General features: G+C 44.1%; 19 protein-coding genes. 3 read left to right on the top strand and 16 right to left on the bottom strand.

The window, feature by feature from the left end:
- Positions 1 to 4 precede the first annotated feature (4 nt).
- Both ED312_RS15970 and ED312_RS15965 read right to left on the bottom strand, forming a co-directional pair.
- On the bottom strand, positions 5 to 640 hold the full coding sequence (locus ED312_RS15970; RefSeq protein WP_123217024.1) for a response regulator: 636 nt from the start codon (positions 638 to 640) through the stop codon (positions 5 to 7).
- Positions 627 to 2,621, bottom strand: coding sequence for a tetratricopeptide repeat-containing sensor histidine kinase (locus ED312_RS15965; protein WP_123217023.1), 1,995 nt, complete (start codon positions 2,619 to 2,621; stop codon positions 627 to 629). Before ED312_RS15965 ends, ED312_RS15970 begins: the two co-directional genes overlap by 14 nt.
- Before the next feature lie 193 nt (positions 2,622 to 2,814).
- Between ED312_RS15965 and ED312_RS15960 the strand changes: the two genes are divergently transcribed.
- Together ED312_RS15960 and ED312_RS15950 are read left to right on the top strand one after the other, a co-directional pair.
- On the top strand, positions 2,815 to 3,477 hold the full coding sequence (locus tag ED312_RS15960; RefSeq protein ID WP_123217022.1) for a carboxypeptidase-like regulatory domain-containing protein: 663 nt from the start codon (positions 2,815 to 2,817) through the stop codon (positions 3,475 to 3,477).
- A gap of 223 nt (positions 3,478 to 3,700) precedes the next feature.
- Positions 3,701 to 4,246: a DNA-3-methyladenine glycosylase I gene (locus ED312_RS15950; protein ID WP_123217020.1), complete on the top strand. Its 546-nt coding sequence runs from the start codon at positions 3,701 to 3,703 to the stop codon at positions 4,244 to 4,246.
- A gap of 100 nt (positions 4,247 to 4,346) precedes the next feature.
- Here ED312_RS15950 and ED312_RS15945 read toward each other — a convergent pair whose 3' ends face one another.
- The gene (locus ED312_RS15945) at positions 4,347 to 5,285 is read right to left on the bottom strand and encodes an AEC family transporter (protein WP_123217019.1); all 939 of its coding nucleotides are present in this window, start codon (positions 5,283 to 5,285) and stop codon (positions 4,347 to 4,349) included.
- Positions 5,272 to 6,789 carry an FAD/NAD(P)-binding protein gene (locus ED312_RS15940; RefSeq protein ID WP_123217018.1) on the bottom strand — a complete coding sequence of 506 codons (1,518 nt, stop codon included), beginning with the start codon at positions 6,787 to 6,789 and terminating at the stop codon, positions 5,272 to 5,274. Before ED312_RS15940 ends, ED312_RS15945 begins: the two co-directional genes overlap by 14 nt.
- 314 nt (positions 6,790 to 7,103) lie before the next feature.
- Between ED312_RS15940 and ED312_RS15935 the strand changes: the two genes are divergently transcribed.
- On the top strand, positions 7,104 to 7,580 hold the full coding sequence (locus ED312_RS15935; RefSeq protein ID WP_123217087.1) for a peroxiredoxin: 477 nt from the start codon (positions 7,104 to 7,106) through the stop codon (positions 7,578 to 7,580).
- 239 nt (positions 7,581 to 7,819) lie between these two features.
- Here the strand turns inward: ED312_RS15935 and ED312_RS15930 are convergent, their stop codons facing one another.
- From ED312_RS15930 to ED312_RS15875, 12 genes are all read right to left on the bottom strand, one after another.
- Positions 7,820 to 8,296: a hypothetical protein gene (locus ED312_RS15930; protein WP_148044317.1), complete on the bottom strand. Its 477-nt coding sequence runs from the start codon at positions 8,294 to 8,296 to the stop codon at positions 7,820 to 7,822.
- Between the two features lie 174 nt (positions 8,297 to 8,470).
- On the bottom strand, positions 8,471 to 9,565 hold the full coding sequence (locus tag ED312_RS15925; protein WP_240643122.1) for a sialidase family protein: 1,095 nt from the start codon (positions 9,563 to 9,565) through the stop codon (positions 8,471 to 8,473).
- A 94-nt stretch (positions 9,566 to 9,659) separates the two neighbouring features.
- Positions 9,660 to 10,664: a pectinesterase family protein gene (locus tag ED312_RS15920; protein ID WP_123217016.1), complete on the bottom strand. Its 1,005-nt coding sequence runs from the start codon at positions 10,662 to 10,664 to the stop codon at positions 9,660 to 9,662.
- 126 nt (positions 10,665 to 10,790) lie between these two features.
- Entirely contained in the window at positions 10,791 to 11,684 is an 894-nt protein-coding gene (locus ED312_RS15915) for an alpha/beta hydrolase (RefSeq protein WP_240643121.1), read from the bottom strand.
- 71 nt (positions 11,685 to 11,755) lie between these two features.
- Positions 11,756 to 12,568 (bottom strand): rhamnogalacturonan acetylesterase, encoded by an 813-nt coding sequence (locus ED312_RS15910; protein ID WP_123217014.1) that lies wholly within the window; start codon positions 12,566 to 12,568, stop codon positions 11,756 to 11,758.
- A gap of 156 nt (positions 12,569 to 12,724) precedes the next feature.
- Positions 12,725 to 14,170, bottom strand: coding sequence for a glycoside hydrolase family 28 protein (locus ED312_RS15905; protein WP_123217013.1), 1,446 nt, complete (start codon positions 14,168 to 14,170; stop codon positions 12,725 to 12,727).
- Positions 14,171 to 14,509: 339 nt separating this feature from the next.
- Positions 14,510 to 17,281: an alpha-L-rhamnosidase gene (locus tag ED312_RS15900; RefSeq protein WP_123217085.1), complete on the bottom strand. Its 2,772-nt coding sequence runs from the start codon at positions 17,279 to 17,281 to the stop codon at positions 14,510 to 14,512.
- A 250-nt stretch (positions 17,282 to 17,531) separates the two neighbouring features.
- Positions 17,532 to 18,803, bottom strand: coding sequence for a glycoside hydrolase family 76 protein (locus ED312_RS15895; RefSeq protein ID WP_123217012.1), 1,272 nt, complete (start codon positions 18,801 to 18,803; stop codon positions 17,532 to 17,534).
- A 578-nt stretch (positions 18,804 to 19,381) separates the two neighbouring features.
- On the bottom strand, positions 19,382 to 19,828 hold the full coding sequence (locus ED312_RS15890) for a DoxX family protein (protein ID WP_123217011.1): 447 nt from the start codon (positions 19,826 to 19,828) through the stop codon (positions 19,382 to 19,384).
- A gap of 243 nt (positions 19,829 to 20,071) precedes the next feature.
- On the bottom strand, positions 20,072 to 22,000 hold the full coding sequence (locus ED312_RS15885) for an OmpA family protein (RefSeq protein WP_170164539.1): 1,929 nt from the start codon (positions 21,998 to 22,000) through the stop codon (positions 20,072 to 20,074).
- Between the two features lie 32 nt (positions 22,001 to 22,032).
- Positions 22,033 to 22,944, bottom strand: coding sequence for a PorP/SprF family type IX secretion system membrane protein (locus tag ED312_RS15880; RefSeq protein WP_123217084.1), 912 nt, complete (start codon positions 22,942 to 22,944; stop codon positions 22,033 to 22,035).
- A gap of 149 nt (positions 22,945 to 23,093) precedes the next feature.
- Positions 23,094 to 24,669 (bottom strand): DUF7507 domain-containing protein (locus ED312_RS15875; RefSeq protein ID WP_123217009.1); only part of this gene is annotated, 1,576 nt, incomplete at its 5' end.

The following is a 24,669-nucleotide window of genomic DNA, read 5'->3' as shown; positions in this document are numbered from 1 at the left end:
CCCCTTACAAAAACTGACATTTCGTTGCCGCCATAACAAGTTCGGCAACATTTCTGACCTGGAACTTATAGTGCAGGTTCCTGCGGTGTGTTTCTATCGTAAGCGGACTTACGTGGAGTATATCTGCAATTTCCGTGGTGGTCTTTCCTTCTGCTACGAGTGCGAGCACCTGCTTTTCTCTCTTTGTCAGGCGGGGCACCTCCTTTAATTCAAATCGGGAAGGGTTCCCTATAATTTCGTTAATCTCCCGGCTGAAATAAATTTCCCCGTTCTGCACTGCGGCAATTCCGTTAAGGAGCCCCTGCCCGGATATGTTTTTCAACATATAGCCATTGGCACCGCTTTGCAGCATCTGCATAATGATATTGCGTTCCGTATAGTTGCTGAGCGCCAGTATTTTTGTTTCGGGAACGGCTTCTTTTATCTGCCGGCACAGGTCTATTCCGTTAATATCTGGCAGGTTAATATCCAAAAGTATAACATCAGGTCGTTCTTTCCCGATAAACTCAAAAGCCGGTTTGCCCATTGTAAAATGTGCTGTAATATCCAGGTTATGGCCATGCTCCAATAAAGATTTCAGGCCTTCTATTACAATGGAATGGTCGTCAACAATGACAACAGATATTTTACTGATCGACATAAAGTTCAATATTTACGGTAGTTCCCTCATTTTTACCGGAGATTATTTCCCATGTACCTCCCATGGTATTCACACGATGTTCGAGATTGGTAAGCCCCAGTCCCTTGCCGCTTTCGGAGTGCTCCGGATCAAAGCCTTTTCCGTTATCTTCCACGGTAATGTAAAACCTGTCCCCGTTCTGGCTGCACTGTACGATGACCTCGGAAGCTTCACTGTGACGCATGGCATTGTTCAGCAGTTCCTGAACAATCCTGTAAATGGTAAGTTGCTGGGTGTTACTAAGGCCGGAACTTATCTCATAAGGTTGGTAATCTACCTTAAAAAAGGCCGTTTCATATGACTTGCACAGGTCTTCCAGAGCACCTTTCAGGCCTACCTGTAATAAGGATTCCGGCATGAGATTCCGCGCAATCCTGCGAAGTTCCTGCAGCGATTTGTCCACATTGGTGATAATACGGTCCATTTCGGACTGAAGGGTATCGGTAAACCTGGATTCTACCTCGGAGAGGTTCATCCGCACCCCGGCCAGTATACCTCCCAGTCCGTCGTGAAGGTCCCGGGCTACCCGCTTTCTCTCCTGTTCCTCTCCTTTCAGCATGGCCCTGGCAGAAAGAAGTTGTTGTTCCTGTTTCAGTTTGCCCAACCGGCTCTGATAGTTCCGTTCTTTTTCCATTGCCAGCTTCCTGTCCTTTCGGTAATAGAAATACGAAAAAGCAATAGCTATCATAAAAAACAGGCAGACAATACCCAGTAACCAATTAATCAGGCGATTGTTCTTTGCCGAAAGCACGGCCAGTTTATTACTGGCCTCCAGGCTGGCTATTTTTCGCTCTTTTTCTGCATTTTTATATTTTATCTCCAGGGCATTAATGTCGTCTTCCAGCGTACTGGTGTGCAGGCTGTCACTTAAAGTACTGTATTGTTTCTGCCAGTGATATGCCTGTTCCATATTCCCCATGCCCGCATATGTTTCTGCCAGGGAGGCATATATTTCTACGCGGTTGCCGTAAAAATCCATCATTTCCTCTTCCTGTAAAAACCGGTTCAGCAAAGCATTCGCTTCTCCGTACCTCTTCGCTGCTATAAGGGTTTTCACTTTGTAGAATTCGAGTTCCTGAATTTTATAGGCCTTTCCTACACCACTCGCAGAACGTATACCCTGGTCATAATACTGCAATGCCCTATCATAATATCCTGTTTGCTGGTAGTACATTCCTTCCGCCATATAATAAAGGGAATTATGTTCCGTATCCGGATAAGGGGCGAGAAGAAGCTGCAAACTATCCAGTACGGCCCTGGCTTCGGGAAACCTTTTCAACAAAATGTAGTTTTCGGCAGCACGTCCGTAGGCCGAGGCCAGCCGGAATGATTGGGAACGGTTCCTGCTGAGGATACCAATAGACCTCTCCAGGTATTCCGACGCCTTATTATACTGTTCCAGGTTCATAAAAGAAAGGCCGACTGCCAGGTATTCCGATCCCATTACGGCACTGTCCGCGGCCTTTTCGGCCAGGGGAATGGCTTTGTTGAGCAGAATATCGATATGTGCCCGGTCATCATCGTTGCGCTGGCGGTGTACGGCTATATTATTCCACACATTCGACCGGCTGACATAAGCTTCCTTCGTATCCAACCCGCACAACAGGCTATCTGCAATGAGATAGGCCTTCTCACTTTTTTGCTCGTCAGAATTGAAATAAAGGAGTCCCTCTGCATAATAAGACATTGCGTAGATATAGGGATAACCTTTCCCCAGTTCCCGTCCCCGTTCCAGGTACTGCCTTGCCCTGACCGTATCTTTATAAAGCCAGTAATTGATAAGCCCTAACGATGCCCCTGCTTTTACACTATCGTTGCTCCCGCTTTTCAAAATGTGCTCCAGGCTGTCCGCATAAGACTCCATGTCCAAAGATGCCGACTGGGCAAAACCGTCATATACACTGAGAAAAAAGAATAGCAGGAAATAAAAATTCCGGATCATAAACGCAATTTAAACATTAGTTCGATCACTTTTTATCCTTTTCGAAAAAATACCCGAAAACCAGTAGAAAAAAAGACTCGTTTCCGGGGATTGCCTTGCTTAAGACCTTCCGGTACATTTGCGAAAATCCGGTTAAAAGACAGACCATAAACCGTATGACAACCTATTTCAGAAACCTTCAAAAGAATATATCATGAAATCGCTTTGCATTGACTTCAGCAAGAAAAGACGGGTTTTCGCCTCCCTTTTTACGGTCTTTTACATTTTATTGTCAGCCTCGTGTAATCCGCTGAAAGAAGCGGACCGAAAAGCAGAAAAAAATAAAGTAACCACTATTTATCCCACCGTTGCATTCGATTCTCTTAAAGCTATCCATGCACTTCAGCCCGGGAATTCCACGATTCGGGGAATTCTTTTTACCAAAGAAAAGACCAGCCTCGGAATTAAGCCTCCTTTGGGGCAAAAAGTATATGCGCAGAACACCCTGGTAACCCTGTTCCCCGTTACCGATTATTTCAATGCCTGGTACGAACTCCGTAAAAAAAGGGAAAATAAAAGGACTATAGTATATATGAGCAACGAGGCTTTTCACTATCGTCTGGAGACCAAGACAGACGAATACGGGCGTTTTGCCTTTGAAAACCTGAAACCCGGGACATACTTCCTGCAAAGTATATTCAATACTTCCTTTGCCCATACGGGACAGTATTATACGGGGCGTAGCGTATACGGCAATTACGGGACCGCTGCCCATGAATATGAATACAAAACTTTTTACAACCAACAGAATGAACGCATTGAAAAATTTGTGGAAATAGATCAGGATGGGGAGATTCAGGAAATCAAACTAAAATAGGTGAAACGAGCAATATCGTCCGACAGTACAAACCGGAAAACCTTTTCCGGAAAGAGAGGCCCTGTTTGTACAGGGCCTTGTTTTTGATATCTGTAAGAGACAGAGAATAAGAGATATATAAAAATCAATATTTTCCGAATTCCCGAACATTCAAAATTCGTATCTTGTCGTCCTTTAATACCTTGCCCGGAACCGGGAACAGGAAAATGCGAATCAAAAAAACATGTCATACTGCTTTTATATCGATACCATGCCGGAACCACGGCGGAGCCTGCATAAAAATTATCACGACAATCATTACGGTTTTCCCATTCACAATGATAATGAACTCTTTGGACGGCTTATCATGGAGATCAACCAGGCGGGGTTAAGCTGGGAAACCATCTTGAAAAAAGAAGAAAATTTCCGGAAAGCCTATGATAATTTCAACATTAAAAAAATAGCCGCCTATACGGAAAAAGACCGGGAAAGGTTACTGGGCGATGCCGGTATTATACGCAACCGGTTAAAGGTAAATGCTGCCATTGAAAATGCCCGAAGCGTACTTGTCTTACAGAAAGAATTCGGGTCTTTTGAAAAGTGGCTGGAACACCACCATCCCAAAACCCTGGAAGAGTGGATGAAACTATTTAAAAAGACCTTTAAATTTACCGGCGGGGAGATCGTCAATGAGTTTTTAATGAGTACAGGTTATCTTCCGGGAGCCCATGCAGAAAACTGTCCGGTCTACGAGGATGTGCTGAAAGGCAACCCTATGTGGAAACAATAGACCGTGAACGGGAAAGCCCTGTTCTTCTCACCCTACAAAAATACCGCACTACCCCCTCTCATCATCGGGAGCCGGGCCTAAAACCCGGAACAGGGACTGATCAGATCATTTCGTGCCCTATGAGGAATTGCAGCAAGGCTGCCCCCGAGGGGACAAGGATTAGCGACAGTCCCGTTGAAAACAAAATGAGCAGCGCAGCCTCTTCTTCCCAGGATTTCAGGAAAGAGGCAAAAACCGCAAGATTAACTGCTATCGGAAAAAGTGAAATGAGTGCCATGACCTGCCTGTCTTCACTACACAACCCGTCTACCAGCCAGAATTCCAGCGATAACAAAAGTACCACGATAAGAACGGCGGCCAGTACACGGATGCTCAATATTCTGGCATAATACCCCCAGGACACCGTGCCGAATTTTATATTGGTCAGGCTCATGCCAATAATTGTCATCCCCGCAACTGAAACAACCACTCCTAAAACGCTACTGACAGAGCCCATCACTTCCGGCAACTCTACATTGAAGATCTTGAGAATAACACCCAGGCTAATGGCATAGATAAAAGGCACCTTAAATACTTCCTTTACAGCTTTCCGGGTACTGTACCTCGATTTGGCTACCTGGATATACCCCAAGATATTCCCGTACAGTGCAGACCCTATATAAATGCAGATCAGGATAGTTATACCTTCTTCGCCAAAAAGGGCAGTCACTACCGGTATTCCGAAAAAGGCCACGTTAAAATAAGCATAGCTGCTTTTCAGAATATTTATATTCATGGGAACGTCCATCTTATGCTTAACCATAACGGCAGGTAGCTGCATCAGAAAGGACAGTGAAAAAGAAATAACGGCCAGAATGGCAATATTGGAAATACTGGCTTCCAGAACCTTGTCAACAACCAGGATGGGCAACAGTACGAACAGCAAAGGCTTGTTGATATACGCCTTGGGGACCATATTCCTTTTACTCAGAATATAGCCGACAGGGATAAAGCACAGATAGGGAAGCAAATTAAAGTAAAGTGCCTTAAATGCGCCCATCCCCGGTGATTTTAAAAATAATCTCCGCGGCCAGTCTTGCTATGGTCTTTACATTAAACCACATGGCATTTACATCTATCAGCATCCCGTTCACCAAATGGCCTACGCCATAAATATGTTCCCCGCCCTTTTTCGAAATGCACTGCATAGTATGCGGATTGATCACGGCTCCACCCAGCGGATACGATTGAAGATATTTTTTAATTAACAGATTTTCCAGTAAAATATTGTCCATTTCTTCCAGCTTACCTGCACTCCCGGTAGCATTCACCAACCTGTCCACATAATGGGTACCGTTTTTCGAAGTCTCTACCCGGAACTGCCGTTTTTTGTCATTGAATTCTACCTTCTCATTTTCGGCTATGACCCCCAGTTTTCCCTCCCGTATCAATGCTGCAATCCGTTTGGCATTGTGCAGGGGCATGGCATGCCTGTTTATCATCCAGTGCGACCCGAGCCACTTCGTAAACATCATCTGCTGCTCCATATCCATCCAGCTCCATATATCAGCCGTGTCATAGCGCAGGGCATATGCCATATTCAGAATAGCATCTCCTCCCTTTTCCGCAACCTCGATATCTTTTTCCAACAGCGGTAACGGATCTCTTGCATGGCGGTTCATCGCCTTCCATTCCAATTTTTTGCCTTCGGAAGATTCCACATCTTTAATAAAAAGACGGAAAAGCTCTTTTACCGTGGGGGAATGTCCCTTTTGCCGCTTTAGTTTATGTAAATTCTCCAGCGTGAGATAACCTCTCTCCAAATTATTATTTTCATCGGGCTGTACCCTCGGCAGCATACCATCCGGCGAAAACATGGTAATCTTTCCTGTATGTCCGTTATCTATCAGTGTCATTACCGTGTCTATAGCACTGAGACTGGTACCCAGTATGCCCACGTGGTCTTCTTTCCCGGTCCTTTTCAGGAGCCGTTCCGTAGGCCACGGAAAATCTATGTATTGCCTGTACTCCCTTAACCTCTTAAAAGAATTCGGTTTAGGAGTGCCGGGAGCCAGAAGTACCTCATCGGCTACAACCCCAGAGCCGTTTGCCAGTATTACGGAAAGCTGCTCATTTTCCAGGCGGTCTATCGTAATGGCCTCACTGTGGATAACCGTTACGGATATCCCGTGCTGCCGTGCTTTGTCGATTGTTTTTTCCAGTTCTTCCGACACATAATGCCCATACAGTATTCTGCTGGTATAGGCATTCTCCTCATCGCTTCCTCCTTTAACATCACTCCTCTTTTTCCCTCCGTTCTCCCTGAGCCATACTGCAAAATGACCGGGTTCGTGGGCATATATTCCCATAAGATCGGCCTGTGTATTCAATAAATGTGATTTTTGCTCGGTCCCGAAGGCCAACCCGTATCCGACCCGGTCGTTACGCTCTATCAGTGTATAGCTGATCTGTTGTTCGAGTTTTTTGGCAATACTCCGGATAAGAAGTTCTATAAGAGCAGCCGAACCACAGGCCCCGCCTCCGATAATCACCACATTTTTCATTGTTTTCCGTTCGCTTTGCACCTAATTTAAAGAGATAATAGCAAACATTAAAGAAAATTTGATTATTTACCGTTTTTTAGTTCCGGGAATTCTCCCTCAAAGGGTTTTAAACCCACCGATATGGAGCAGCTGAACCGCTAGGCATAGATCATTGCAGAGTGACCGCAATAAGATGGCAGGCTTTTAAACTCCAAACCGGGCCACTCAAAAAGCTTTTGTAAGGGTAAGGCATGCCAGGCCCAGTATCAGGTGAATATCATATCTTTATAAAAAACCCGCAATACCGGGGAATAAAAAACACAACACAAGCAGCTATGGCATTATTCGGAAATCCGGAAAGAACACTTAGAGAAGGAGATACCATTCCGTCATTCACCTTGAAAGATCAGGATGGGAAACCGGTAAATCTTCCGGAAGAACTGGGGGAGAACGGAGCCGTAATCTTTTTTTATCCGAAAGATGACAGTCCGGTCTGCACCAAAGAAGCCTGTGCATTCCGGGACCATTATGAAGAATTCACGACCGCCGGCGTTCATATTATTGGTATCAATTCCGGGAGCGTGGAAAGCCATAAGAAATTCCGGCAGAAGTATCATTTACCATTTACGCTCTTAAGCGATCCGGACAATAAGGTGCTGAAGCGGTTCGGGATCAAAAATATGCTGTTCCTGACGGGGAGGGAGACTTTTGTAGTCGATAAACGAGGAGAGGTAGTATATAGGTTCCGGGACCTATTCCGTGCGGGGAACCATATCAGGGAAGCTTTGAAAGCGTTGAAATTACTGGATTAAATCTTTTATCCTTTCATCATGTTCGGATAAAGCCTGCTACCCTCTCTTTTAAGCGGGTTTCGTATAAAGATAAGGCAATTGCAATGAATTTGCAGGTTTTGAATCTTTAACTCAACCCTCTGCTTTTCACTAAAAATAAAGAGGACATGAAAACAACCATGGAAGAATCCAAAGAATATACAGGTATATGGGATTACCGGTTACGGATACATCCGGCATCCACAGACCGGGAAATACAACTATTCCGGGCTATAGGAGTATTGTTTGGTAAAGTCTTCTTCGGCAATGAGTTCCAGGGCACTCACATCCTGTAAAACTTCTCCCTCTATTTCTGCTTTATAGCTGACTTTTAACGGCGCGCCGAAATTAAGGACCTGCACCCCGACACTTATGGCCTGTAGCGGTACGGCATTCTCTACAACATAAGTAGTGGTCCCTCCGGAAAATTCATTGTCCCCGAGGGAAACTCCCATTTCATTGGTTTGCTCTACCCCGTTTATTTTCCATAAGGTATTTTCTTTAATATCGGCACTGGCAAAGACAAAGGATATAAAATCCGAAGATTCGACTTCCCCTTCAATTTTAACCGTAAACTTTGCTTTATGAATAACCTTTTCTTCATTTTTTATATCTCCGGAATCATCATCGCTACCGGAACAGGCGGTTACAAAAATACCCATGACCATTGCCGCGAATAATAAAAAGCTTTTTCTCATTTTGAACATTGTTTGATTACAGTCCAAAATTAAATGGCCCGGATTTTTCCTGAAATACCACCGTATCAGTAATTTTTTCTACTTGTTTTCCGGTAGTTCCTGCGTGATAAGCCAGTGGGGGCACTGGGAGCTGGGTTGCGACGAACCATACAGATATGGGAGAAAAAAACGAACTTATTCCGATAACCGCAATTTCACGTAGCTTATCTTTTCCCTATCGTATGTATAGGTAATATAGACCGTACCATCGGCAGTTTGTATAATGGCCGGATAACTGAATTCGCCTTTATCCTGATCTTCGAGGATATAAATATCTTTCCAGTTTTTGCCATCGGCAGAAAATGCCAGGTTCAGTTTGTTCCTGCCTTCCCACCAGTCCTTACCACCGGTCATGGGATTATAAACCAGAAGATGGTTCCCGTTGTCCAGGGTCACAGCATCTATCCCGGAATTGGGATTGGCCACTCCCGTCTTTTTTAAAGAAGTCCAGGTCTTTCCCTCGTCGGAACTCTCACTCTCCAGGATAACATTCTGGTTACTCCGGACCAGCGCTTTAATTGTGCCGTCCCTGAGCCTGATAAGAGTTGGCTGGATGGCCTTATAATCCGAATCCGGGTCAACCGGTATTTTTTGCCAGGTGTATCCGCCGTCCTCCGAAATTTCCATGTGTACCTTCCATATATCCCCGTTCTCCGTACTGGACGGACTTATCATTTTTCCGTCGACCAGCATAAGAGGTTTGTTTTTTATGGGACCTAATATCGTCTCCGGAAGTTGTTTCCCGCCCGACCAGGTTTTGCCGTTATCTTCCGATGTTTTGTACATTCCCCACCACTCACTGGGGGAAGGCCCTGCTTTATAATATAAAAACAGGGTACCAGCTTTGTTTTTAAACAAGACAGGGTTCCATGTCGGGTACCGTACAGCGCCGCCGACAATCCCGTCTGCTATTCTTTCGGGTACCGACCAGGTCTTACCATCATACACCGCCGAATAGATACAAACATCGGGATGGCGTTCGTGTGTACCACCAAACCATGCGGCCATTATATCGCCATTGTCCAATGATAACAATGTAGAGGAATGGCATTGCGGAAAAGGCGCTTCTTCGTAAATAAAGCCTTGTTCCAGTATTTCTATTCCGGGGGTATTACCGGTCTGTTGAGAATTTCCGTTTTGTAAACCGACAATAAGCAGTGCCGCAATCCATATCTTTTTCATGCGGTCAATATAGTTCATTCCGGAAAGATGTCGGATATCCTTTTTCATTTCTAACAGAATATATGCAAATAATGAAATTATTCCTGCCGTTATATTTATTTATGCAAAAACGGTTTGTACTAAAAACTACTTACGAAAAAAATCAGTTCAGGCCTCTGTTATACCATAACTGTTCTTTCCCGTTGCTTTTCAACATATTTTGTAACGTGTATTTTTTGACGTCCTGTTTGCTTAGCTGATGGCTCCAGGAAACCCTGCCGGATATTTCTGCTCCTTCACCTGTATTTTCATATTCGGCATAAAAGGCCGTCTTTTCCTTTTCCGGAAACATTTTATCTCCTTTCCAGGGGTTCCACCCTTCGGCAACTATGTGCGGCCCCAGGTTGCAGGAAATCAATACTGTTTGTGCATATGGGCGCCAGGGTCTTCCCAGGAAGACTTTGGTTACATCCTCGCCTGCAACGAGACGGCATTTCATAAATACAAATCCGAAATCCTGGTGCTCGGGTGTCGCCGCTGCGGTAATATAGGAATCGCGTATGCTCTTTATAGTGCAGTTATTGAAAACCGCTGTAGCCTCTCCGAAGATAAAATCAGTGGTCCCTTCTATATAACATCCGTCATAATATTGTTTGCTTCCTTCCGTAGCCGCATAAATGGTATCCTGGCAGCCGACTATATTACAATTCCTGAAAACGGCCCTGTCCCCTTCCACATGTAATGCCACGGCCTGCCCTTCTCCGCAGGACGCATTTTTAACAGTCAGGTTCTCCGCCATAAAATCATTGCCCTCAACCAGCAACGTATAGGAATTAAAGGTGGAAAATTTAACCCCGGTAGCGGGATTTATTTTACCCGAAAAGTCATTGTTTACAATGATGGTTTCGTCCCTGTCCTCGCCTTTCAGGATAATTTTGGTCTTCCAGCTCGGAACAACTAATTTTTCATTGTAGACTCCTTTTTTTATCGTAATCAGAACAAAACCGGGCCCGAGGTCCCGGGTAGCATTTATCGCTTCCTGAATGGTTTTAAAATCGGAAGTTTCGTCCTTTGATACTACTATTTCCCGATAGGGTTTTACCACCTCCTGGCCGGAAGTACGGACAAAAGATAGGGACAGTAATAACAGAAAAAGCAATTTTTTCATGTGTTGGGTTTTATTATTTTGACTTCGCTCAATTCAAGTATTTATGGTCACATGCAACTTTTGATGACTTAAATTATCATTGAGGAGTTTAATGATCGGGTAAGTCATGCCGGTTCCATCTGATTTTTATTTTTTAAACACTTTATTCAGAAATGCTATGCTGTAATTAAGTGTGGTTTCGAACCACGGATGTAAAAGCCAGAAAGAATGCGGCGAATCCGGAATGGTATGGGCCTCGTTGTATATACCATGTTTTTCCAGTATCCGCATCATGTCGTCCCTTCCGGCATGAAACCTGGGTTGGGCACTGTTTATAAAAAGCGTAGGAGGTGTGGTTTCATTCACATATTCCAATGGGGAGGCTTCTTGCCATATCCCCGGTTTTTCCGTTTTCGTACCGCCCAACCAGTAAGCTGCATATTTCCCTTCTTCTGCTTCCGGGTGGATAAAAGAAACGATACCATCTGTATTGATAATGGCCTGTACCGCGTCGGAATAGCGGGATTTACCTTCTTGATATAAGGGGCTATCCGGAGTGACACCTACCAGTGTGGCCAATTGTGCCCCGGCGGAAGCTCCCGAAATTGCAATCCTGTCCGGATCTATACCGTATGTCCCGGCTTTTTCACGGAGCCACCGTATGGCAGCTTTAATATCAAGCACAGCGGCCGGATAAGGTGCCTGTGAACTCAGCCGGTAGGATACCGTAGCCGCAACAAAGCCGTTTTTTGCCAGATATTGCGCCATGGCCCTCTGGTTCTCTTTGGTCCCGGATATCCAACCTCCCCCGTGCACCAACAAAATGGCAGGAGTGTTTTCCTTTTCTTTACCGGTAGGGACATAAATATCCATATCTAACCGGATACCGTCAACTTTGCGATAGGTTATATTTTCTCTTGCAATGACTCTGTCATCATGCAGTTCTGCCACGGGGATAACCGTAGGATAATATTTGCGGAGTTTCTCATAAGTCGTCTGTACCGTGTATGGTTGTGCTTCAATCTTCTCCTGTGCAAACATACCTGTCCAATTCGAAAAAATCAGACAAAGCCATATGTACACCGGTATTTTCATAGACGATTTATAAACTCTTATTTTTTATCTGCACTCCATTCCTGCATGCCTTCGAATACCAGCCGAGCCACTTCCGTAGCTCCTTCGGGCTGAAAATGAGTATTATCTTTCTGCCCGTCGGGATAGGCTTGATACACCCCGGCAGGAAGGTTCATAAAATAATTTCGGGAAATGTATTCTTCTCCTTTTTCAGCAAAAAAATCCATAGACTTTTTATTCAGGTCGATCATCGTGGCCTGTAATTCTCGGGCCACATCTTTTACTGCTTTGTCGTATTCACCATGTACATTCCGAAGTTTCCCGTCTTTCCACGGATAGTTTCGGGCTACCGGGGTAAGGAGAATAGGATATGCACCCTTTTCCCTGGTTTGGGTAACGAAAAGTCTCAGGTATTCCTTGTACCCTTCGACATCCACATATCTTTCGGGCTTATTCGTTGCGGCATCGTTATGACCGAACTGTATGATGACTATATCATTTTTCTTTAAGCTTTCATAAACGGAACGCCACCTACCTTCCTGGAAAAAGGTACGTGTACTTCGTCCTCCCCGTGCCCTGTCATCAACAAATACACTGTCACCCTTAATAAGCTTCTCCACCTTGTGTAAACTGTCAACGCTCATAAAGGGCTGAAATACCTGTCCCCACCCGGTAATAGGATATCTCGTTTTCTTATAATCTTTTCCCGGTTCGTAATCATTACTATAATCTGCCATAGTAGAATCTCCTACGAGGTAAACCACAACAGGGTCTTTTTTACCCGTACAACCGGTAAGGAACAGACATACAAAATATACGGTCAACAGCAGAAAAACCTGTTTCGTTTTCATTCCTTGTTATTTTAATGTGAATTAGGATCAGATTTTGTTTTAGTTAAAGATCAGTCAATACTGCTTTTCCATAAAAAAACAGTCGGGTTAGGTTATAAATAGTGAATTTCAACCCTTAATTCCCATTTTTAACATACCGGCGGAAAAGTTATGCATCTATTTCTCTCCCGGTTTTTCACCGTTGATCGTAGTATTTACAAATTTTACCGGTTCCGAATCTTCTACGGACATTATGGTTTCGGCTTTGTCAATAGTAACATTTTCCAGGGTCACATTCTGTATTTTGGCCTCTTTCCTTCCCCGGATCAGCACACCGAATTTACCGCTGTTCTTTACAGTCACGTCTTTCAGGTGAATATTTTTGATAACGGGAATGTATTCTCCTTCCTGGGCTTCATAAATGGCATAATGGGTATTGATCTTTAATGTGGCTTCCTTTACCTGGCCCACTTCTACGTTATTTACAAAGACATTTTCCACAAACCCGCCCCTGAGGGTATTGGTTTTTATCCGGATGGCCCTGTCCAGGTTCGGGCTATCCATGATACAGTTGCGGACATATACGTTTCTAACCCCGGCAGAAATCTCACTTCCCATGACAACGCCTCCGTGTCCGTCCTTCATTTCACATCCTTCCACGACGATATTTTCACTCGGAATGTTAACGCGCCTGCCATCGTTATTCCTTCCGGATTTTATGGCGATACAATCGTCCCCGGTATCAAAAACACAATTTTTAATATGTACGTTTCGCGCATATTCCGGGTCACACCCGTCATTATTAGGCCCGTGACTGCTTACGGTTACCCCGTCTACCGTAACATTGTTTGATTTAATGGGATGCATCACCCAAAAAGGTGCATTGGTAAAGGTTACTCCCTGCACCAATACATTCTCACATTCGAAAGGTTCAAAGAAAGTAGGTCTCAGATGGTGTCCTTCACCGAAGATCCGTTCGGCAACGGGAGTACCTTCTTCATTCATTTTACGCAAGCGTGGCAAATTCTGTTCGTTCCTTTGATGCGGACCTCCTTCGGTATAACCATACCTGGTACTTCCGCACCACGGCCACCAGTTGGTTTTATCGGCTTGTCCGTCAAAGGTTCCTTTTCCGGTAACCGCTATGTTTTTTTGCTCGTATGCATAGATAAGCGGGGAATAGTTCATTAATTCCACCCCTTCGTAGGACGTGTGAACAACAGGTAGATAATCTTCGGTATTTTTGCTGAACAAGATAACCGCCCCCGCTTCGGTATGCAGATTTACATTACTCTTCAAATGGATTGGCCCGGTAAGAAATTTCCCCGAAGGTACAATAACCTTTCCTCCACCCTCTTCATGGCAGGCGGCAATAGCTTTTTCGAAGGCATCCGTACTCAGGGTGGTGCCATCTGCGACCGCTCCGAAATCGGTGATATTAAAGGTTTTATCCGGAAAAACGGGTATAGTGATACTTTGAATAATTTTATCCGCCGGGTCAACGGCCTCTACGATATCCTTTTTATCTTCTTTATTATTTGTTTTACAGGATTGAATACCAAGAGAAGTCAGTACTAACGAAGCACATACTACTTTCAGGAAACCGGGAGTTTTGATTTTCATAGGTTCGGTTTTAGTTAATCTTTTATTCTGTTATTTAAGAAACATTCCTGTTTCCGGGATTATAATAAATAATGCAATCGATTACACGAAACTACACAATAATTGTGAAACAGAAAATTTTTAACCTTAAAAATGTCAGGTGTACAATTAAAAACACCTGAAATTAACACTATCGCATCTTTTCCGGAGACAGTAATGTTCAATGTTGATCTTTTATTTTTAAACACAATAACATTTCGGGATAAAATTGTGAAAGCGTAAGAAATAATTTACCACAGGAAATATTGAACTCATTTAAACCTTCCTGTGATTTATGGTTTCCCGTTATTTAAACAGGCTTTATTTTTCAAAGATAAAGGTATAGCTCCCGGACCCTAGGTGAAGAACTGTTCCGGTTTTGCCGGGCCCTGCTCTGATTTCCCCGATATCGGGTACGGGAATACCACCTTCCTTCAGCTTATTGATATCTGTTAAGGGAAGATGCAATTCCGCTACTGTATTTACCGGAATCCGGACATTATAGATTATTTCCTTTCCTTTTACCTTCCAGTGCGAAACAATTTCCCCGTAATATGTGTTCAGGCTCCCCTTTACTTCGGTCAGCGCCTCACTATTATTTTGCTCCTTAACCTTATCCGAAACAAATGTATTGGTGAAGTGCGGGGTCAGCACGATTTTCTTGTATCCGGCTTCATCGGGGTTCTCTGCATTATTTATCCCGGCAAGTTCCCTGTACATCCAATCACCGATCGCGCCATAGGCGTAATGATTAAAGGAATTCATGGAAGGCGTCTGGAACGTTCCGTCCGGTTTTCTCCCGTCCCACCGTTCCCATATCGTTGTGGCCCCCACGGTGACAGGGTACAGCCAGGAAGGATAGGTTTGCTGCATTAACAGGGTATAGGCCAGATCGTGATAGCCGAATTCGGATAGTACAAAACACAAATAAGGAGTCCCTAAAAAACCTGTAGTCAGGTGGTAATCGTAGCTTTTAATATTTTCTACCAGACGCCGGGCTGCCTGTGCCCTGAGAACTTCCGGAAGCATTTCAAATTTCAGGGCCAGCACATAAGCAGTCTGGGACCCGGAAACCAACCTGCCGTTCGGAGTTACATATTCCCTGAGAAACGCGGCTTTTATGTTCTTTAATAAAGTGGTATATATGGTTACGTCATCTTCTTTTCCCAACACTCTTGCGGCACGGATAAGCAGTTGTGTGGAGTTTGCGAAAAAGCACTGGGCGATCAGGTATTTATCGGTTATTGCGGCCCTGCCATCGTTGTCGTCATCGGGTCTGTAAAATAACCAGTCCCCGAAATGAAACCCTGTGTTCCACAAGTAATCATTGCTGTGGTTTTTCATATAATCTACCCAGGACTTCATGCTGTCATACTGATTTTTCAGTATTTCTTTATTTCCATACAACATATACGCATTCCACGGAATAATTGTAGATACATCCGCCCAGCCTGCGGATGCCCCGTCATTCGGCCCCAATACGTTGGGGATCACATGGGGTACGCTCCCGTCATCTGACTGATCTGCGGCGACGTCTTTCATCCATTTTACAAAAAAGTTATCTACATGCATGTTAAATGCAGCCGTACGGAAGAACACCTGGGCATCTCCCGTCCACCCCAGGCGTTCATCGCGTTGCGGACAATCCGTCGGAACATCCAGGAAATTACCTTTCTGTCCCCATTCGATATTGTGTTGTAACCGGTTCAATAATTCGTTGGAAGTGGTAAAGCTCCCGGTTTTCCGCATGTCGGAATACAGCGTTACAGCCTTGAAATTGTCGGCTGAAATATCCTTTACATTTCCCCTGATCCTCATATACCGGAAACCCTGCCATGTAAAGTGCGGTTCAAAATTTTCCGGGCCCTTTCCGCTGAGGATGTAAATATTCCGTTGGGCTGCAGCCCGCAGATTTTCGGTATAAAAATTCCCGTCTTTGTCCAGTACCTCGGCATGGTCTATAATCAAACTATCTCCTGCATTTCCCGTTACATTTACCTGTACCCAACCCACCAGGTTTTGCCCGAAATCTATTACTTTTTCTCCCTTTGGGGTTATAATCATTTCTACCGGGGTAAATGTCTCGTGCCTGGTTACCGGTTCGTTATAGGTAGCCATCAGGTTATCATAACCAAAATTCTCCACTACTGCTGGAGACCATTTATTATCATTATAGCTCACGTTTTTCCAGTCCCCCGGGGATTTTCGTGCATCTGTGATTTCGCCATCGTAAATCTCCGAAAATATTATCGAACTCTTATGCGTTTTCCAATCATCGCCCGTCCCCACAGTTTCGGAAGTTCCGTCGGCATAAGTAATGTTTATCTGTAGTAAGAGCGCCAGATCACTTCCGTATATATTTTTATTATCTCCCCAGGCCAGGGCACCTCTGTACCATCCATTGCCCAACAGTGCTCCGATGGCATTTTGCCCTTCTTTCAACATATGGGTAATATCGTATACCTGGTATTGTAACCTCTTGTTATAACTGGTCCATCCGGGTGTCAGACAGGCATTGCCTATTTTGTTACCATTTATAAACGCTTCGTATAAGCCATGGGAAGTTATGCTCGCCGTGGCTTTTTTTACTTTCTTCTGAATAGAAAATTCCTTTCGGAAAGCCGGACTTTCCCGAAGCGTATCTTCTTCGTATCCCATAGTGATCCACTTTGCTTTCCAGTCGGACGGGTTCAAAATTCCCATCTGCCAGTATGCGGCCGAACTCCAGGGAGAAGATTTTCCTTTATCATTCCACACTTTCACCCTCCAGTAGTATGTTTTAAGCGAACTTACTTCAGGTCCCGCATAAGCCACTCTTACAGATTGGCCCGATTCTACTTTTTCACTGTCCCAGATCAATTTGGAAGTGAAGTCATCACTTTCGCTCACCTGGATCTGGTATGCAGCCTGTTTCTCATTTCGTTTCTGAGAGGAAAGTATCCAGGTGAATTTCGGGTTGACATTGTCTATTCCAATCGGATTTTCCCTGTTTTCACAATAGAGTTGCTCCGGTTGTACCTGGGCATGGGATAAAAAATGTATGCCCAACAGGATTATTGTTTTTGTAATTACCTTTAAATAATATTTTTTCATGTGGCTGGTTATTGAGGATGTGCGGTTCAGGGAAAAAACAGTTATAAATTTATCAATAAATCTGTTTTTTTCCGCATATGGTATATTGATTTCGCATTTAACAAAATAATACGGACTGGGCAATATTCAAAAAGGCAGACGGATAGCCGGAAAATCTATCCCCTGCCCCCGATATTTCATTATTTTTTTTCCTGTAAGTCCATTGCAACATCGAACAGACTTTTCTATTTCTGTTGTCAACAGTCATTTATTATTCTGTCATGGCCAATTGCGACAGCATTTCCACTATAGCTCCCTGGTGGAGGATCTCCCACTTATCCTGTGTTGTGGTTCCTGTGAAATTCTCATTGATGAGATTCGTATCCCTGTTCCTGGCATCGGACAGCCAGGCATGGAGCAGGGTTTTCTTATAGTCATCAATATACTCACTGTTGTGATCTACATTGTAGAGTTCCACATAGCCTCTTAGCATAATGCCCTGGAACCATACATGGCCGGGTTCCAATATATTGAAGGATTCATTCAGAATATCGGACTCAAACGGTATAAACCATCTTTGATGGGCTGCTTCGGCTATATTTTGTGCATCTTCCAGGTACTGTACCTCATTGGTAATATTATATAAGAGCACTGCCGCCTGCATGGGTTGTCCGGAGTTATAGGAGTATTTGGCCGTGGATATTTGTATCTCGGAATCCGGATCATTTTCATCCGATAACCGGGCATTGTCCCAGTACAAATAATCCGAAGGGTCCTGAAGCACTTCTTTAACCCAGGAATAATATGCTTTGGCACTTGTTAAATAGTGTTCTTCCCCGGTGGCCTCATATAACCGGGCCGCCAGCACAGCTGCAGGAGCCGTAGAACATGTGTGTTTGGAGTTCAATCCTTCTTTCCAGTACACTCCGCCTCCCATAATGTCGTCTGTTCCTGCCTGAACAAAATTCCAGACGATCTCGGCCCTTTCAAGATATCTCATATCATTTGTCAGCAAATAAAGGTTCACCATATCGGTCCCTACCCATATATTATCATCGTAATACCGTTCATCCCCTTCCCCGGGATACACTGCATATGCTTCCGGCCCTCCGTTCCTCCGGTTCCGGAATTTATCAATAGCGGTCAGTAATCTTTCGTCATATTTTTCTTCTACTTCCGCCCTGAGTCCTGGAATATCCCAGGTGCTGTGTTTAAAAGCGGTATACCCTGAAAATGCCGAGCCATGTCCCCATATTACGGCGGCCCCGTCCCAATAGCCGCCTCCCTGCGGATACTGTGAACTCCAGATATCGCGCGGTTTTCCGTCGAGATACAGTTCAACGATGGCTTTCATAAGCGTATCCGCTTTCGCTACCCAGTCATTTTCTTCTTCTTCTTCTTCTTCTTCTTCTGCAATACGGCCGGCAACGTTTTCTCCGGAAATGGTAGCATCCGGTTCCGATGTCACTTTATCATCACAGGAGTACATTGTTAACAATGTTATCGATCCTAAAATGACATAATACATAAAACTTCTTTTCATAATATAAGCAGGTTTAAGGTTATAGTTGTAACAGAACTTATATAAACATCACACTTAAACATAGGAAAAGTCCCAATGTAAATTTGTTTTCTTACAGAATACCTCAAAACTTTATTGATGCATACTATTCAAGAACTCCTTTAAAGGCCAGAGATATGGCCTATTATTTTTCTGGTTATTTTGATTGTTTCATTTATTTCCTTTTATAAAACAGATGGCGGAAGAAGGTATACTGAAACAAAGAATGTGTCATAAGCCAACAACCCCGGAGCAAACACGAAAAGTTTGTGTCGGAGAATCCAATAAAAATATGTTCGAGTATTTTAAATCTCACCCTCGTAAGTAAAAATTTCTTTTTATTCACTCAGGATCTAAGGGAAGTGGTTTTTAGGGGCGCCGGACTACATAGTATGGAATAATTTAAGCTTTCCCAACCTGCCTAACAACAGGCAGGTTGGTTGTAAAGTCATATCTTCATCCCCTATGTAAATTATGCTGTTTTGATGGTGCACTTCTGCAGGGCCTCGAATAATCTTCTCCTAAAACATGAACTGACTATCAACTTGTTTAACCTCATATTATTGGCTAAAAAGCCAATAGTCAACAGACAGACCTCCGCTTCCTTTCAGGATCACTACCAGGAGTAACGCCAGCAGCATAATAAAATATTCTATCCCTTCACCCTGTTTTTTACCGGTCCAGTTCATACTCCAGCCTTCGGAAAAATGCACCGCAAGGGCCCCGCTAAAAATAAGGAAATTAAAAAATGCAGCTACCCTCCCGGCAAGACCGATAAGCAACATTATACTGCCTATCGATTGCCCCAGAATTACCAGCCACGCTATAAACAAAGGTATTTTCTTCTCCTGAAAACTACGCAGGGAAGCTTTAATCCCTACGCCCCCTCCCAGGTCATCGAACCACCCAAATAATTTTTGCATTCCGTACGGGAAGATAATTACACCTGCGATGATCCGGATAAATGTGATGATCAGATCACCGCTGGTTTGCATTATGTGTATCATTTGTTTAAGATTACCGCAAGCAAGGATCACTACTGACCGGAAACTCACAGGATTACTGCATGCCGACAATCTGTCTGCTATTTAATAGACGATTGTTTTCAAAGATAGTGTTTTAATGCTGCATCAGAACGTTTTCTTTGATCGTATGATACCAAAAAAACGGGATCTTTTACAAGAATCCCGTTTTGTGCGGATGAAAGAACTTTCAATTGATATTACAAATACTTATACCGTGATATTCGTTTATTTACGGATTTCAACAATTATAAATTCACTTCGTCTGTTTAACTGGTGTTTTTCCCTGGAACAAGGCACTCCGTTAGCACATTCGTTTACCAATTGTGTTTCACCATAACCCTTTCCGCTAACCCGGTCCGGGGATATTTCACCTTTTTCGACAATATACTTGACTGTAGACTTCGCTCTCCTGTCAGATAATGCAAGGTTATAGCGGTCACTGCCCCTGCTGTCCGTATGCGATCTTACTTCTATGACCATACCGGGGTATTGTTGCATGACCTGTATGACCTTAGCCAGCTCCTCGGCGGCATCTTTCCGGATATTATGTTTGTCGAAATCAAAGTAAATGGGGTTCAGGTTGAGTTTTTGCGCTAGGTCGTCCCCGGGGAACATACCCCCGCGTTCCAATTCGATAAGCAATTCTCTCTTTTCTCCTGCTTCGAGTTTTGTTACAAATTCTTCATGTGGCTGGTATTCCTCCTTATCATAACGGGTATTATAATTTCTTCCGGCAAGTACTTTTATACAAAAATCACCCTCATTATCTGTTTCAAATTCTTTTTTCTTTTCTCCGTTTTCATCATATAGTGTAACTTTTGTCCGGGCAAGAGGTTCTTTGGTATGCATATCCCTCACGTGTCCGCATAATTCCGCCTCTATAACAAGAGGTGTATTTTCGAGGAAAGTATATATATTATCAAATCCGGTTTCTTCGTTACGGTTGGATGAAAAATATCCTTTCCGGGTATTAACATCAACGATATACCCGAAATCATCATCTTTCGAGTTTACGGGTTCCCCTACATTGATCGCCTGTTCTTCTCCGAAGGGCCCGGTGATAACCGCAAAAACATCCAATCCGCCGATCCCGGCATGTCCGTCGGACGCAAGATAGAGTGTTCCGTCTTCAGCTATAAAAGGAAAAGTTTCCCTACCCACGGTATTTACAATTTCTCCCAGATTCTCCACAGGTCCGAAGCCGCCGTCGGTCATGATCTCCACCCGGAAAATATCCGACATTCCCCTACTTCCTGGCCTGTCCGAAGCAAAATACAAGTATTTATCATCCGGACTAAGAGCAGGATGTGCAGTGGAAAACTCTTCTCCATTAATGGGCAGGTCTTCAATCCCTGTCCATTTTCCCTTGTCATGTTTCGCCCTGTATATTTTCAGGTGATTGGTCCCTTCTTCATCTTTGCCATAATTCCCCGGGGTAAAGTTATTCCTGGTGAAATACATGGTTTCCCCGTCTTTGGTGATTACCGGGGAGCTTTGATGGTATTTGGTATTTACATCGCCTTTGAGTAGTTCGGGATCGTACAGGGTCCCGTCATCGTTTGCCGCCGCCGTGTAAAGTTTTAAAAAGGGCTTTTTGTTCCACTTATGCGTACGGTCCACAAAAATACCGGTATCCCTGGCGGAAGCAAACAAGATTTGTCCTTCCCTACCAAAAGCAGGTCCGAAATCAGCATATTCACTATTAATTTCCACATCCGCGATTTCGTATCGTCCGGAGTTTTCCCGGATCCTTAACAAGGCTTCTGACAGGGAATTACCTGGTGCCCCGGGCTGACCGATCAATCCGTAAAATTTTTCCAGGACTTCCTGGGCTTCATCATAATTTCCTTCGGCCTGTAAACACTTGGCATATCTGTAATAGTACACCGGGTCCGTTTCTTCTTCATAGGAAAACACTTTTTCGTAATGCTGCAAGGCTTCTGCATATAGGGCATTATAATAGTAAGTATCTCCCAGTTTACTGTACAGGTCTTTGGATTCATACCCCTTTTTCAGCAGATTTTCATAGAGCTCCCTGGATTTTATGTACCCGAAATTTTCATAACTCTTGTCTGCCCTTGTTTTTTTAGCTTCCTGTGGAAAGGCCATATTTCCAATAATCAGGCATAACCCGATGAGTATATATTTTTTCATCCTGATATTTTTGTTTTTCATATTCAATTAATCTAAAAGAATCTTGGAGAGTGTAACCTGTTGCGCGACGAGAAAATAAACTCATACCTTAAAAATACTTCATGGCTGCCCGAGTTATAATTACCAATACGGCGGGTATCCCAATCATAGCCATATCCTACAAACAGGCTTGGGGTTATATTAAATCCGGCCATTGCACTCACTGCCGCATCCCAGCGATAAGCCGCACCCAGTGTCAGGTTTTCATTAAACATAAAATTGGCTGAAAGATCCACGGAAAGGGGAGCGCCGTTTACGGCTTTTAATAAGGTTGCAGGTTTGAATTTCACTGAAGGCCCCAGATCAAAAACATAACCTCCGATCAGGTAAAAATGCATCTTTTCCCTGGCTACCGATTGTTGTACATCATCATAAAAACTGGTTTCGAGCAATGCCGGTACCGACAGACCCACATACCAGCTATCGGAATGCAGATAGGCCCCTACCCCGACATTCGGGGAGAATTTGCTTAATTTCCCGGTAAGGTTAGGGTCCTGATTGTTTTCCAGGTTAAGTTTATTATAATCCACTTCCAGGAAACTCCCTCCTCCCATAAGCCCCAGATTCAACCTGGTCCTGTCGGATAATTGTAACAAATAAGAAAAACTGGCATTGATATAGGTATCCCGGGAAGGGCCTATGTTATCACTCATCACAGATAGTCCTAATCCATGCCCCCTGCGACTTACCGGGGAATGAATGGAAAACTGGGTGGTCCTCGGGGCACCGTCAAGACCAATCCATTGAGAACGGTGTAATCCGAATAAACTGGTTACACCCCGTGTACCTGCATATCCCGGGTTCACCGTTACAGTATTGTACATATACTGCGTGTATTGCGGTTCCTGCTGTCCGAAAACCGACAATGACCAAAATATGATGAGCACCGATACTGCTTTTTTCATAATATACGTTGTATTTTTAGTTCTCACTTTAAATCTGATCTTTAAAATCCGGTGCCGGAATACCATCCGAAATACGTTGGAAACAATATTTTGATTATGATCGTAAGCCCAAATTACCGACACCGGAATATTTCACATTTTTTTAAGCATTAGTTGATAAAGAGATAACCCGATTTATCCTGAACACTCCCGTTTTCTGTCCTGTATTTCAGTACATAGAAATACGTTCCCGTCGGTAATCGTTTTCCCTGGTTCAGGGTTGCCCGTCCGTCCGAATAACCGCGGAATACCCTGCTGTTATTGTCATATCCGCGTGTATCGTAGACCTTAACTCCCCAGCGGTTATATATTTCCACGGTGTTATCCGGATAACATTCGATCCCCTGTATTTTGAAGGTATCGTTCAATCCGTCTCCGTTGGGTGACACGCCATTGAACACTTCTATTGTACAGCCTTCCAGTTCTATGAAAGTAGGAGCATCGCCCAAACCATCTTCACTATCGGAAATGTTACTTACGCGGGAACCATCGGTAGCATTGGCATAAACCGTAGCCTGGTTGGTAACCCCTCTGTCAATAATATCATCCTGGGTTATCGTATAAGTTCCGGAAAAAGTGGTATTGTCGGATTCGCCCGGTGCCAGGGAAACAGGTCCGCCCGTTATGGTTACTCCCGGCAATGGATCTTCAATTTCTATATTGTCCAGGTATACGTTCCCTGTATTGGTCACTTCAAACCTATAGGTTATGGTCTCCCCGGCCTGGGCCTGGCCGTCACCGTTTTCATCATTAAACTCTCCGGTTTTAAGTAAGGTAATCGCAGGGTCCCGTTTGAGTTTAACAATCGTACAATCTGGGCACTCATCCATATAGAACGGATCTGACGGATCAAGGGGTTCCGAAGGTTGTGATTCTTCATATACCTCTTCCCCACCGGGTGTTTCCGCACTTGCCTCTGCGATATTGTATACTGCACCTATATTAATATCTTCCTGGGTGATCGTATATATCGCAGAAGCGGTTCCTGTTTCGCCAGGGGCCAGAACAGACGGGCTTACTTCCGAAACTTCCAGGGCCGGCACCATAGTTTCATCGGAAATGCTCACATTACTCAAGGTTACGTTACCCGTATTTTCCACGGTAAAGCTATATTGAATAATATCCCCGGGAGTTACACTTCCGTCACCGTTTTCATCAATATACATCCCTGTCTTAATAAGTGTCATATCAGGATTTTGTTCTATAGGAGTGTCCGTAGGGTCATCGTTGTCAGCATCCGTTCCGGATTCATCTTCTACAGGATCACCGTTCGGGTCTTCGCCACTGGCTAAAGCCTGGTTGCTGACACCGCCGTTGTCCATATCTTCCTGGGTGATGGTATAGGTTGCCGTTGCCGTACCTGATTCTCCGGGGGCCAATATCACCGGAGTGATCGGCAGGCCTGTCGTACCGGTCAGATCATCGTTAATACTGATATTATCGATAGTAACGTTACCTGTATTGGTTACCGTAAAGGTGTAAGTAATCTCATCTCCGGCATCAGCCATTTCATTGCCGTTGGTATCCGTATACTCCCCGGTTTTCACTAATACTATGGACGGAACCTGGTCTATGGGAGTCTCTGTCGGATCATCATTATCAGGATCTGTTCCGGATTCATCTTCTACGGGATCGCCATTGGGGTCTTCACCACTAGCTAAAGCCTGATTACTGACACCACCGTTA

The organism is Sinomicrobium pectinilyticum (assembly GCF_003725735.1).
Classification (GTDB): Bacteria; Bacteroidota; Bacteroidia; order Flavobacteriales; family Flavobacteriaceae; genus Sinomicrobium; species Sinomicrobium pectinilyticum.
This window is presented reverse-complemented; position numbering and strand designations above follow the sequence as displayed.